This is a genomic window from Streptomyces flaveolus (assembly GCF_000716535.1).
Lineage (GTDB): Bacteria > Actinomycetota > Actinomycetes > Streptomycetales > Streptomycetaceae > Streptomyces > Streptomyces flaveolus_A.
Window position 1 is genome coordinate 117,884 of record NZ_JNWV01000037.1, and the last position, 12,825, is coordinate 130,708.

Below are 12,825 nucleotides of genomic sequence, written 5' to 3' on the forward strand. Positions count from 1 at the left end.
CGACGGGGGGCGACAGGTGGATCAGGACGCCGAGCAACTGCTGACGCAGGCGCATGAGCCGTATCAGCGTGTATCAAATTCTCGTAAAACCGCTTATCCGGAGCTAACGGGCGAGGTGGCTATGGTAGGGGCTCCACTGGACACCACCAGAGCCGACAGGGGAGGTGCGGCTGCGCCCGGGGACCGGGGTGGAGTGCTGCGGCGCTTCCTCGGGTCGGCGGGCAGGCCGAAATCCGTGACCGACACCGCTGCCGACAGCCACGCCGCCGGTCCCGCCGCAGGCGAGACCCAGACCGCGACCTTCGCCACCGACGCGGACGGGCAGGCGTGGACTCCGCCCGCGTGGGAGGAGATCGTCAGCACGCACAGCGGCCGGGTCTACCGACTCGCCTACCGCCTGACGGGCAACCAGCACGACGCCGAGGACCTCACCCAGGAGGTCTTCGTCCGTGTCTTCCGTTCCCTGTCCACGTACTCGCCGGGCACCTTCGAGGGCTGGCTGCACCGCATCACCACGAACCTCTTCCTGGACATGGTCCGGCGCAAGCAGCGCATCCGCTTCGACGCCCTCGGCGAGGACGCGGCCGATCGCCTGGCCAGCCGGGAGCCCACCCCGCAGCAGCTCTTCAACGACGCCCACTTCGACGCCGACGTCCAGCAGGCCCTCGACACCCTCGCGCCCGAGTTCCGCGCCGCCGTCGTCCTGTGCGACATCGAGGGACTGTCGTACGAGGAGATCGCCGCGACCCTCGGCGTGAAACTCGGCACGGTCCGCTCCCGCATCCACCGCGGCCGGTCCCAGCTCCGCAAGGCGCTCGCGCACCGCTCCCCGGAGGCCCGCGCGGCCGAGCGGCGCTCCTTCCTGGCCCCCCGTGTCCCCGCTCTGGGGGGAGGGGGCGCGACCGCGTGAGTGGATCTCGGTCGAAACCTGTCGAGGAGGCGCGCCTCGCAGAGCAGCACCTGGGAGACCGGCTCTCCGCCCTCGTGGACGGAGAGCTGGGTCATGAGACGCGTGAGCGCGTCCTCGCGCACCTGGCCACCTGCGCCCGCTGCAAGGCGGAGGCGGACGCCCAGCGCGCGCTGAAGAACGTCTTCGCGGAGGCGGCCCCGCCGCCGCCCTCGGCGAGCTTCCTGGCCCGTCTCCAGGGCCTCCCCGGGGGAGGTGACCTGGACGGCGGCGGCACGCCGTCACCCGGGGGCGGATTCCTCGGCGGCGGACCCGCCACCGGACCGTCCGGCGAGTCCGACGTCCCGGGGCCGTTCGGAGTGAGGCGCGGCGAGCGCCTCCCCTTCGGGTACGTGCCCGCCCGCGCACCCGGCTTCCTCCCGGCCCGCGCGGACCGCGCCGTCCCACCCGAGGACCGCGGCTTCCGCATCCATCCCGTCGGCCGCCCGGACGACGGCCGCTCCGCCTCACGCGGGCTGCGGTTCGCCTTCGCCGCCGCCGGCGCGGTGTCGCTGGCGGCGGTCGCCCTCGGCGGCGTCACCACCACGCTCCCCGGCGACCTGACCACGGACGCCCGCGGCGGCTCCGGCACGGGCAGCAACGTGACCCCGGCCCGCTCGGCCGGCACCGGCGCGGGCGGAGGCGCGGCCACGCCGGACAGCCAGCGCCGCCGCCCGGTGGGACCGCTGCTCGCCCAGGGCGGTGCGCTGCCCGGACCGGCCCCGGCCGCACCCACCACCCTGTCCGCGCCGCTGCTGCCCGGGGTGCCGTCCCTGGCCACCGAGCAGGACCGGGCGGAGCCGGTGCGCGCCGCGACCGCGCCGATGCTGGCCGGTGTGGCCGCCGTCTCCCCGCTCATACGCCGGCTCGACGAGACCGTGGCCCTGCCGCTCGCCGACTGGTCCACCACGCCCGGAGTCGCCGGCGCCGGCCTGCTGTCCGCCCCCGTCCCCGACACCACCCCCGCTCCCTCCGCCTCCCCGGCTTCCCCGGCCGCTCCCGCCGTGCCCCAGCAGTCGCCCTGAGCGGCCACTGCGTCCCGGCCCGCGAACCTGGTTGAATCCTGTGAGACCGCTCCCGCGGCGACGACCCGGGGGCGGTGGACGACGTTCCATGGCCGCGGCAGCGCGCGGTCGCGGCCCAGCCGTGGGGAGAGCATGAACGAGGGGAACCGTGTCGCGTCGGTGGACGGACCGGAGGGGGCGGCGAGGGTGACACCGGCCGACCGGACCCGAGCCCAGGACGCCGTGCCGGTGGCCACCGCATCCGACGGCGACTTCGAGCTGGCCGAGCCGACGCGGCCGCCGGCCGACGCGGACGCAGGGGAGACCCCCGGGACGGGTGCGGGCGGCGACGGCGGGGGAGGCGTCCGGGGAGACGCCGGAGGAGCAGGCACCCCGGGAGACGCCGTGGCGGCGACCGGTGAGACCTCCTGGGCGGCTCCCGCCGAGCGGCCCAGGCCGCTGCACGACCCCGACCCGTACAGCACCCCGCCGTACGGCGAACCCGGCCCCTGGGCGCCCGCACCGCCGGTGCAGCATCCGGCGGCGACCCCGGCGCACGGGACGGCCGTATGCGCGCCGACGGCCGCGCCGATGGCCGCACCACCGGCGCCCGTGCCCATGCTCGCGGCCACGGCGCACGCACCGGCACCCGTGCCGACCGCGACCGCGCCGCACGTACCCGGCCCCGCACCGGCACCGACCGCCGCCCCGGCACCGGCCGCCCCCGCACCGGCGCCCAGCGCCTCCGTTCCTCACGGCACCGCCCCCGCCGACCCCGTCCCGCAGGTCGCCGACCCCTGGGGCCGCTACGACCCCTGGGCCGCCGGTTCCGCCCAGGAGCAGGCGTCGGCCCGCGGGCCGCTGCAGCAGACCGGTGAGGGCGTGCCGACGGAGAAGCAGCGCAAGAGGAGCGCGCGGCGCGTCCTCTTCGCGTGGACCCTGGTCGTCGCCCTGTTCTCCGCGGGCGTCGGCGGGGTCGCCGGCGCCTATGTCCAGCGGGAGGGCCTCGGCGGCGACGTACGGCTGCCGCAGGCCGGGAGCGTGCCGGCCGGCCGGGCGCCGGACAGCGTGGCCGGGATCGCGGCCCGCGCCCTGCCCAGCGTGGTCACGCTGCACGTCCGGGGGGCCGACGAGGCGGGCACCGGCACCGGCTTCGTGCTCGACACCGTGGGGCACATCCTCACCAACAACCACGTGGTCGAGCCCGCGGGGACAGGCGGCGAGATATCCGTGACGTTCAGCACCGGCGACACCGTCAAGGCCAAGGTCGTCGGCCGGGACAGCGGCTACGACCTCGCCGTGGTCCAGGTGCGCGGGGTCCACGGACTCACCCCGCTGCCGCTCGGCAACTCCGACGACGTCGAGGTCGGCGACCCGGTCGTCGCCATCGGCGCCCCCTTCGACCTCGCCAACACGGTCACCTCCGGCATCATCAGCGCCAAGGAACGGCCCATCACCGCCGGTGGTGAGAAGAGCGACGGCAGCGATGTGTCGTACGTCGACGCGCTCCAGACCGACGCGCCCATCAACCCGGGCAACTCCGGCGGTCCGCTGCTCGACTCCCGGGCGCAGGTCATCGGCATCAACTCCGCCATCCGTTCCGCCGGCAGCGGCTCCGAAGCCGACGGCGGCCAGGCCGGGTCCATCGGTCTCGGCTTCGCCATACCCGTCAACCAGGCCAAGCGCGTCGCCGAGGAACTGATCAACGACGGCCACGCCACGCACCCTGTGATCGGCGTCACCCTCGACATGGGTTACACCGGCGACGGCGCCCGCATCGACAGCCAGAGCGCGGGCGGCGGCCCCGCCGTCCTCCGGGGCGGCCCTGGCGAGCGGGCCGGGCTCAGGGCGGGCGACGTCATCACCGAGGTCGGCGGAGAGCGCGTCCACAGCGGTGAGGAGCTGATCGTCAAGATCCGCGCCCACCGGCCGGGGGACCGGCTGCGGCTCACGGTCGAGCGCGGCGGCGGCGAGCGGGAGGTGTCACTCGTGCTGGGCGCGTCGGAGCAGAACTGACACAAGTCTCACCTCGGGACGGTACCGGTCGGACAGGAACGCCGGGTACCGTTGAGCGACCGAGGACATCGCAAGGAGCGTCAGGTGTTCAATGACATAGGACCACTGGAGCTGGTGACGATCGCCGTGCTCGCCGTGCTCGTCTTCGGTCCGGACAAGCTCCCGAAGGTCATCCAGGACGTGATGCGCACGATCCGGAAGATCCGCGAGTTCTCGGAGAGCGCGAAGCAGGACATCCGTAACGAACTGGGTCCCGAGTTCAAGGATTTCGAGTTCGAGGATCTCAACCCCAAGACGTTCATCCGTAAGCAGCTCGACAACGACGAGCTGGGGCTCAAGGAGATCCGCAACGGGTTCGACCTGAAGAAGGAGATGGCGGAGGTCACGGACGCGGTCCACAGCCGCGACGGTTCGCCCTCCTCGCCCTCCTCCTCGTCGCCCTTGTCGTCGTCCGGTGGACGCGTCGACATGACCAAGAAGCCCGAGACGCCCGGGGACGACGAGCGCCCGCCCTTCGACGCGGACGCCACGTAAGCGCGTCCACCGGCGCTCCTCCCTGCCGACACGCGCACGCGTGCGTACGCCGTGCACGTGACGCGTTCCATGACGCACGCCCGTCGCACACGACCTGATCAGGCTGTTCGCGCGACCCACGCATCCAGCGCCCGCCCTGCCGCCTCCGGCGGTTGTGGATATGCTGCCGAGTTGTTGTGCGGACCGGACACGTACGCCCGAATGGGGGGCGGGTCTCCCCGGTCCGACGAGAGCGAGGAGGCGTCCGGGCAGATGGAGACGACGAGTCGGGTGGGCGCGAAGGCGCCGGCCGCGGAGGGCGGACAGCAACTCCCCTCCGCCCGGCGTACGGTCGACGGTTACCTGCGGGCGCCCTTCCCGTGGTACGGGCTCGACGAGGCGTTCACGGGGCCGCGCTGGCTGATGCAGGTCGGCACGGCCGCCGACGGTGCCGTCGAGCACGGTTCGATCGGGCACGGCGACGAGCCCTCGGTGCGGGCGGAGACCGGCTCCGCCGGCGAGCCCCGGGAGAAGTTCGCGGTCGTGGTCACCGTCGCCGCGCAGCCGTCCCGGCGGAGCGCCGACGGTACGGGGCTGCTGGAGGCCACGTCGGTGTCCTCGGCGGCATGGCTGGCCGGGGTGGGGCTGCTGTCGTTCACCTGGCCCGGGCAGATGGACCACAGCCTGCGGGACGACTGGCTGGACCAGCAGACGGAGACGGCGTGGGCCCTGGCCGACGACCTGGAGGGCCCGGAGTGGTCCAAGCTGTCCCTTCCCGTGGACGGGGTGGCGGCCTCCTTCCACTACCGCGAGTCCGAGTACGGCTGGGTGCTGGCCGGCAGCACGGAGGCGGGGGTCCACCTGGGCGCGTACGGGCGGGGGATGAGTGCGTACGGCCTCGGCTTCTCGGTGATCAAGGACATCGCCGCCTACGCCTGACGGTTCGGGCCGGGGCGTGCCGCCGCCCGGGCCCGCCCGTCCGTTCAGTGGGTCAGGCTCGTGAAGATCGTCACGATGGCCCCGAGCTGGGCCAGGATCCAGGTGATCCCTACGGACAAGCCGCGTAGCTGGTGGATGGACAGCAGCAGGGCGAAACCGCTGGGCCAGTACTTACGCTCCCTCCGGAACGTCGCCAAGTCCATCCAGACGCTGGTGAGCGTCAGGATGGCGAGGAGGAGCGCGGCGTACAGGAGGAGCTGGCGGGGGTCCGTGTCCATGAAGTGGATGAGCGCGGCGGCCAGCACCGCGGGAAAGCCGTAGGCGGCCGTGAGGAGCCAGGCCCGCGCCTGGCTGCGGTGTCCGGGCAGCAGACGCCACAGCGCCCCCAGCGTGAAGCCGGCGACCGCCCACCCCAGCTGGTAGAGGACCAGGTCCGCGATGAACTCCGGAAGGCCGATGGGGGAGTACAGGGCCTGCTGTCGCGCGTAGGAGTCCTGTGCCTCGTAGTAGACGAGCAGCGCGGTGGCCGGCGTCCCGAACCAGAAGGCCAGACGCGCCGCGCGAACCGCGTTGGACCACCAGTGTCCTTCCGGTCCCCAGGCCAGCGCGACGTCCAGCACCGAGATGTGCTCCGGCGGGTCGTCTCCTTCGTACGCGGTGACCACCCACTGGTGCTGCTCGTTCAGTTTCTCTTCCAGCTGCTCGCAGGTCACTCCGTCGGCGTGACCCTGGTCCAGCAGGTGCATCTGGTGGTTCGCGTTGCGGTACTGGCGGGCCCTCTCCAGCAGTTCGCTCCTGTCCTGCTCGCCGGCCAGCCGCGTCCTGCGAAAGCTCTCCCCCAGCCGGCTCAGCACGGACCACCGCCGCCCCAGGGCGAGAAGGGCGTACAGGGCGAGGATGTTCAGGCCCAGCCAGATGCCGTACAGCGCGCCCGCGCCCGCGAACCTCGCGGCCCGGACGCCGACGAAGAAGGCGAACAGGGAGACGGTCAGCAGGAGATCCGGCTTGCTCGGCCCCAGCGGGAACCGCTCGTGTCGCCGGCGGCCGGCTGCCCCGGGCGGTCTGCTGCGGAAGCGCAGCAGAGCCAGCAGGGCGATACCTGTCAGCACCCAGCTGTAGGCGAAGAGCCATCTCAGGTCGGTGTAGAAGAAGTTCGCGAACATCTGGCTCAGGGCCGCGTTGTGAGCAGCGGGGTCAGGTTGCTCGACGAGCCAGTTGACGCGTTTCCACCGTCGTTCGTTCACCCACCAGGCGCACGCGAGGAGTGCCACGGCGACGGCGGCCAGCAGGCTTCCCACGACGGCCACGCACCGGACCGGGTCGTCGTCCCAGCACCTGGTCCAGCGTCGCCCCTGGAGCAGTCCTCCCTCGCGTACGAAGCGCCAGGCCCAGGCGGCCATCGCGGCCAGCCACAGCCACACGGTCACCAGCCCCAGCAGGGCGAGCCCGAAGCGGCCGAAGGCGGTCGTCGTCTTCGCCCCCAGGCCCGCGGGAAGCCCGAAGACATCGTGGGCCAGGATCACCAGCAGGCCGGTGCCCGCCACCGCACATGTGGTCGCCGTGACGGCGAGCGCCTGACGATGGCGGCTGTCTGCCGGCCGGGCCGGCGCGTCCGGGCCGGTGCCGGCCGGGGTCCGTGACGCGCCCAGGCTCCACGGGCGGGCGGCGAAGACCAGGGCCACGCCCGCGGGGATGCACAGAAGGGCGTGCGACCGGGGGGAGAACCGGCCCTGCGGGACGAACAGGAGCAGTGCCAGAGCGACCCCCGCGCTCAGACCGGCCCACTCCAGCAGCGTGCGCGTGAAACTGACGTCCTGTCCGGAGCCGCTGTCCGGGGCGTCCGCGGTGGGCCGCCGGGCCTCCTCCGCCGGCGCTGGTCGCCGTGCCGCTCCGGGCCCGGTGGCCGCCTCGGCGGGCTCGGCACGGAGTGCGGCCACAGCGATCAGGATCGAGGCGCACAGCCACCACGAGGCGATGCCCGCGGTGGCCCAGAGCGACTGACCGAGCCTCATCGGCAGCAGGCGCTGCCAGGGTGGATCGACCTCCACCTGTACCTCTTCGGGCAGCTTGTTCTTCCACACCAGGTGGTTCTCGGTGGAGAGCGACGCGTGTTCCACGAGGTCGTTGAAATTGAGGCCGCCCAGATCGACCTCGATCCGCTCCCACCGGACGGTCTGGAGCGTCGGCGGCCACAGGTAGATCATCCATGTCCTCCCCGTGGGGATGACCTGCCAAGGACCCACGAGGACGGGATTTTCCGAGGTGATCCAGTTGTAGGCGACGTAGCGCACCGTGACCGCGGCGTCGGTGGCGGTCACCACCGGGTGGTGGGCGCGCCATTCGTTCCGTGCCCCGGGGGCCTCGTCCCCGAGCAGCAGGCATCGCATCGCCTGGCGGTACTGCGGGGACTTCTCACCGAACGTCAGATGCCTGGCGTGCGGCCACTGTCTGGGCACCCGTACCGTCATGTCGGAAGTGAGCCGGGGAGTCGAGCGCTTGTGCTGCTCCAGCCGCAGGGTGGCGCTGACGGTGCTTCCCCTGAGGCCGTCCGACATGCAGTCGGTACCGGCGTCGCGCTGCCGTGCCTGAGCCGGACCGCACCCACCGGCCCATGCCACCAGCACCAGGAGCGGCAGCAACAGCCGCCACCACCGAGTCATCGCCATAGGGCCGACACCTCTCCATGTCCCCGGCGAATGTAGACAAAGCGTTGTACATGTCATGCTCGGACACACGGCGGGCCGCCGACACACACCTGCTTGGGCGTGCCATTGGCATTTGCGGGGGCCGGTTCGGCGTCCGACAATGGAAGCCCGGTGACCGTCACTCGATTGACGGAGGACCCATGACCGACACCGAAACGGGCGTCCCGCGCAATCCGCTTCCCCGATTCGAGGAGGCCGAAGGACTGGGGCCCCAGGACGCCGAGTTCGTCGAGGATCTGGTGGCGGTGCTGGCCAAGCACGGGAATCTGAACCGTTTCGGCCTCTGCCTGTTGCACGACCACTTCCCGCTCCGCGCCGGCGAAGTGCTGGTGGAGACGAACGACCCCGCGGCCCGCACGCTGCACGCCCATGTCGAGAAGGCGGACAGGACGCAGCACGCCAAAGCATCGCAATGGCGGTTCGTGCCGCATGCCGGCCGCGAGCCGGGCGCGGGGTCCGAGGGCGGCTCCTATCAGGAGATCATGCTGTGCACCACGCTCGATCTCTGCCCGGGGCGCGCGGACGACCGCGACGGTCGTTGAGCACGCCGGGTACGACGCAGGGGCGCCGTCCGTGAGGACGACGCCCCTTCGGCGTGGCAGACCTAGAACTTGTTCTTCGGAGTGATCCCCAGCGACAGCCCCGCCAGCCCCCGCTGCCGCCCGCCCAGCTTGCCGGCGATCGCGCGCAGTGCGGAGCCCGCCGGGGAGTCCGGGTCGGTCAGGACGACCGGCTTGCCCTCGTCGCCGCCCTCGCGGAGGCGGACGTCGATCGGGATGTTGCCGAGGACGGGAACGGACGTGCCCGTGGTGCGGGTGAGGCCGTCGGCGACGAGCTGGCCGCCGCCGGTGCCGAAGACGTCGACCATCTCGCCGCAGTGCGGGCAGGGCAGGCCGGACATGTTCTCGACCACGCCGACGATCTTCTGGTGGGTCTGTACGGCGATGGAGCCGGCCCGTTCGGCCACCTCGGCCGCCGCCTGCTGCGGGGTCGTCACGACGAGGATCTCGGCGTTCGGGACGAGCTGCGCGACGGAGATCGCGATGTCACCGGTGCCGGGCGGGAGGTCCAGCAGCAGGACGTCCAGGTCGCCCCAGTAGACGTCCGCCAGGAACTGCTGGAGGGCGCGGTGCAGCATCGGGCCGCGCCACACGACCGGGGCGTTGCCCGGGGTGAACATGCCGATGGAGATGACCTTCACGCCGTTCGCGGACGGCGGCATGATCATGTTCTCGACCTGGGTGGGCCGGCCGTCGGCGCCCAGCATGCGCGGCACGCTGTGGCCGTAGATGTCGGCGTCCACGACACCGACCTTCAGCCCGTCGGCGGCCATCGCCGCCGCCAGGTTCACCGTCACCGAGGACTTGCCGACGCCGCCCTTGCCGGACGCGACCGCGTAGACCCGGGTGAGGTTGCCCGGCTTGGCGAAGGGGACCTCGCGCTCGGCCTGGCCGCCGCGCAGGGCCGCCGCCAGCTCCTTGCGCTGCTCGTCGCTCATCACGTCCAGCGTGACGTCGACGCGGGTGACGCCCTCGACCCGGGAGACCGCCTCGGTGACGCGCTGCGTGATGGTGTCGCGCATCGGGCAGCCGGACACCGTCAGGTACACGGTGACCGCGACCGCTCCGTCCGCGCCGATCTCCACCGATTTGACCATGCCGAGTTCGGTGATCGGGCGGTTGATCTCGGGGTCGTTCACCGTCGCCAGTGCCTCGCGCACCGCGTCTTCCGTAGCCATAAGGACGATGGTACGGCGCGCCGAGGGGCGTCCGGGATGCCCCTCAGCGGTCTTCTGTGTCACGTCCCGGCGGTCGTTCCGCCCGTTCCGCCGGGAATACGACGTGACCTGGGTGTCCGTCGTGGCGGCGACGCTCCTCCAGCTCCTTGACCAGGTCCTGGAGCTCGGAGCGGATCCAGTCGCGGGTGGCCACCTCGCCCAGCCCCGTGCGCAGGGCGGCGACCTCCCGGGTCAGGTACTCGGTGTCGGCGATGGACCGCTCGTTCTGCTTGCGGTCCTGCTCCAGGTTGACCCGGTCGCGGTCGTCCTGCCTGTTCTGCGCGAGCAGGATCAGCGGGGCCGCGTAGGACGCCTGAAGGGACAGCATCAGGGTGAGGAAGATGAACGGGTACTCGTCGAAGCGCAGATGGCGGGGCGCGGCGATGTTCCACACCACCCACACGATGATGACGACCGTCATCCAGACGATGAAGCGCCCGGTGCCCAGGAACCGGGCGATCTTCTCCGACAGCCGGCCGAAGGCCTCCGGGTCCCACTCGGGCAGGATCCGCCGGCGCGGCGAGCGCGGCTGGTCCAGCCGGGCCCGGGGCCGGCCGGCGGCGGTGGCGCCCGCCGGATGACGCTCGCGGGTCGCGGTCTCGCGCTCAGGAGCCATGCGTGGCCGCCCCCTCTCCTTGATCGAGCCCCTCTTCGAGGTGGAACTCCGTCTCCCGCCAGTCCTCGGGCAGCATGTGGTCCAGTACGTCGTCCACGGTCACCGCGCCGAGCAGCGACCCGGACTCGTCCACCACGGGCGCCGCCACCATGTCGTACGTCGCGAAGAACCCGGCGATGACGTGCAGGCCGGCGTCCGGGGACAGCGCCTGCAGATCGTCGTCCACGAGCGAGCTGACCAGGGTGTACGGCGGGTCGCGCAGCAGCCGCTGGAAGTGGACGGTGCCCAGGTACTTGCCGGTGGGGGTCTCGTCCGGCGGGCGGCAGACGTAGACCTGGGCGGCGAGGGCGGGGGACAGGTCCGGGTTGCGGACCCGGGCGAGCGCGTCGGCGACGGTGGCGTCGGGCCGCAGCACGATCGGCTCCGTCGTCATCAGGCCGCCGGCCGTGTGCTCCTCGTACGACATCAGGCGGCGCATGTCGGCCGCGTCGGCGGGCTGCATCAGGCTCAGCAGCCGCTCCTTGTCCGCCTCGGGCAGTTCGGCGAGCAGGTCGGCCGCGTCGTCCGGGTCCATGGCCTCCAGCACGTCCGCCGCTCGTTCCTCCTTCAGCTTGCCGAGGATCTCGATCTGGTCGTCCTCCGGCAGCTCCTCCAGCACGTCGGCGAGCCGGTCGTCGTCCAGGGCGGCGGCGACCTCGGCCCGGCGTTTCGGGGAGAGGTGGTGCAGGACGTTGGCGAGGTCGGCCGGGCGTAGCTGCTCGAAGGTGGCGAGCAGGCTCTCGGCGCCCTGTCCGTGCTCCTCCAGGGAGAACCCGGTGACGGCGGACCACTCGGCCGTCAGCGTCTCCCCCCTGGCCCGGCGGAAGGCGCCGCCCTTGCGCCCCTTGCGCAGGAAGACGCGGTCGACCTCCCAGTCCCGGCGGGCGGGCAGCTGCTGCACGGACACGTCGAGGACGGTGACCTCCTCGCCGGTCTCCACCAGCGTCACGCGTCGGTCCAGCAGCTCGCCGAAGACCAGCCGCTCGGTGGGCCTCTGCTCGAAGCGGCGGACGTTGACCACGCCGGTGGTGATGACCTGGCCGGACTCGATGCCGGTGACCCGGGTCATGGGCAGGAAGATACGGCGCCGGGTGGACAGCTCGACGACGAGCCCGAGGACGCGCGGGGGCCGTCGCCCGACGCGCAGCATGACGACCAGATCGCGGACGCGACCCACCTGGTCGCCGGTCGGATCGAAGACGGGAACCCCGGCGAGGTGCGAGACGAAGATCCGGGGGGCGCCGGCTGCCATGGCTCTGCTTCCTTTGCCTGGGAATCGCTGGGAGTCTGCGGGGGAGTCGCTGAGGACTGCTCTGGGTGGAATTTGCTCGGATTTGCCCGCGCGGGTGCGCTTCAGGCTAGCCCGTACCGCTCGGATACGCCCTGGTGGGGGGTCCGGACGGACTGGCTCCGCCGGGCGGGCGGGGCACCGGTACGCTGCGGTACGCCGCTCAGGAACCGTCAGAAAGGCGACCTCACCTGTGACTGCGATGCCCCGGGGCCGTACCCGCCGGACCGCGCTGCTGACCGCGACCTGCGCCTTGGCCGTGACGGGAGCGATGGCGTTGTCGGGGTGCGGTGGCGACGACGACCCGGACGCGGGCACCAACGGGGTGGGCAAGCTGCCCGCAGGCACGATCCAGGCGAAGACGCGGGCGGCGGCGGAGACGGCGTCGGCCGTGCGGCTGGCCGGGACCGTGGTCACCAGTGGCCGTACGTACCGGCTGGACATGCGGCTCAAGGACGACGGCGGGACCGGGTCGGTGACCTCGCAGGGGGCGACCTTCAAGCTCCTGCGGGTCGGCGAGGAGCTGTACCTCAAGGCCGACGCGGACTTCTGGAACCACGCCGACGGCAACGACGGTGCCGCGGGCAAGCTGGACGGCAAGTACGTGAAGGTGCCGCAGGGGGATCCCTCGTACAAGAAGTTCAGCGGTTTCACGGACAAGGACGTCCTCCTCGACGGTCTGCTGACGCTGCACGGCGCGTTGGCGACGGACGGCCACCACACCGACGGGGCGGGTACCCGCACGATCCGCATCACCGGCGACAAGGGGTCCGGAGGCACGCTGGACGTGTCCCTCCAGGGCACGCCCTATCCCCTGCGCCTGGTCCGCGCCGGCGACGCGGGGACGCTCCGCTTCTCCGACTGGGGCAAGAACTTCACCGTCGAGGAACCGGCCAAGTCGGACACGGTGGACTACGGCAGACAACTGCCGACGTCGTAGGGGAGCGGCGGGGCCGTGGGACGGTTGCCGGCGGTGCGGCCG

At 72.3% G+C, this 12,825-nt stretch carries 11 protein-coding genes; 7 read left to right on the forward strand and 4 right to left on the reverse strand.

Annotated elements, in window-relative coordinates:
• Positions 1 to 193 precede the first annotated feature (193 nt).
• The 5 genes from sigE to OO52_RS35210 all read left to right on the forward strand — a co-directional run bounded on the left by sigE (position 194) and on the right by OO52_RS35210 (position 5,418).
• Positions 194 to 910: an RNA polymerase sigma factor SigE gene (gene sigE / locus OO52_RS35190; RefSeq protein ID WP_199820008.1), complete on the forward strand. Its 717-nt coding sequence runs from the start codon at positions 194 to 196 to the stop codon at positions 908 to 910.
• Positions 907 to 1,971 carry a zf-HC2 domain-containing protein gene (locus OO52_RS35195; protein WP_030939378.1) on the forward strand — a complete coding sequence of 355 codons (1,065 nt, stop codon included), beginning with the start codon at positions 907 to 909 and terminating at the stop codon, positions 1,969 to 1,971. Before sigE ends, OO52_RS35195 begins: the two co-directional genes overlap by 4 nt.
• A 132-nt stretch (positions 1,972 to 2,103) precedes the next feature.
• Positions 2,104 to 3,966 carry a trypsin-like peptidase domain-containing protein gene (locus tag OO52_RS35200; protein ID WP_078877264.1) on the forward strand — a complete coding sequence of 621 codons (1,863 nt, stop codon included), beginning with the start codon at positions 2,104 to 2,106 and terminating at the stop codon, positions 3,964 to 3,966.
• An 84-nt stretch (positions 3,967 to 4,050) separates the two neighbouring features.
• Entirely contained in the window at positions 4,051 to 4,500 is a 450-nt protein-coding gene (locus tag OO52_RS35205) for a sec-independent translocase (protein ID WP_030649756.1), read from the forward strand.
• Positions 4,501 to 4,752: 252 nt separating this feature from the next.
• Positions 4,753 to 5,418, forward strand: coding sequence for a hypothetical protein (locus OO52_RS35210; protein ID WP_030649755.1), 666 nt, complete (start codon positions 4,753 to 4,755; stop codon positions 5,416 to 5,418).
• A 44-nt stretch (positions 5,419 to 5,462) separates the two neighbouring features.
• On the opposite strand, the gene OO52_RS35215 is transcribed toward OO52_RS35210, so the two are convergent.
• A complete protein-coding gene (locus OO52_RS35215; RefSeq protein ID WP_030649754.1) occupies positions 5,463 to 8,084 on the reverse strand; it encodes a DUF6185 family protein in 2,622 nt (873 codons plus the stop codon).
• 179 nt (positions 8,085 to 8,263) lie between these two features.
• On the opposite strand from OO52_RS35215, the gene OO52_RS35220 reads away from it, so the two are divergent.
• Positions 8,264 to 8,665 (forward strand): hypothetical protein, encoded by a 402-nt coding sequence (locus OO52_RS35220; RefSeq protein ID WP_030649753.1) that lies wholly within the window; start codon positions 8,264 to 8,266, stop codon positions 8,663 to 8,665.
• Positions 8,666 to 8,727: 62 nt separating this feature from the next.
• Here the strand turns inward: OO52_RS35220 and OO52_RS35225 are convergent, their stop codons facing one another.
• From OO52_RS35225 to OO52_RS35235, 3 genes are read right to left on the reverse strand one after another with little or no spacing between them, the layout of a single operon-like run.
• Positions 8,728 to 9,861 (reverse strand): Mrp/NBP35 family ATP-binding protein, encoded by a 1,134-nt coding sequence (locus OO52_RS35225; RefSeq protein WP_030649752.1) that lies wholly within the window; start codon positions 9,859 to 9,861, stop codon positions 8,728 to 8,730.
• Positions 9,862 to 9,904: 43 nt separating this feature from the next.
• Complete coding sequence (locus tag OO52_RS35230; protein ID WP_030649751.1) at positions 9,905 to 10,516, reverse strand: DUF1003 domain-containing protein; 612 nt, start codon at positions 10,514 to 10,516, stop codon at positions 9,905 to 9,907.
• Complete coding sequence (locus OO52_RS35235) at positions 10,506 to 11,807, reverse strand: magnesium transporter MgtE N-terminal domain-containing protein (protein WP_030649749.1); 1,302 nt, start codon at positions 11,805 to 11,807, stop codon at positions 10,506 to 10,508. The genes OO52_RS35230 and OO52_RS35235 overlap by 11 nt, the downstream gene beginning before the upstream one ends.
• Before the next feature lie 229 nt (positions 11,808 to 12,036).
• Here OO52_RS35235 and OO52_RS35240 point away from each other — a divergent pair, with 229 nt between their 5' ends.
• Positions 12,037 to 12,783 (forward strand): hypothetical protein, encoded by a 747-nt coding sequence (locus OO52_RS35240; RefSeq protein ID WP_030649746.1) that lies wholly within the window; start codon positions 12,037 to 12,039, stop codon positions 12,781 to 12,783.
• Positions 12,784 to 12,825: the final 42 nt, after the last annotated feature.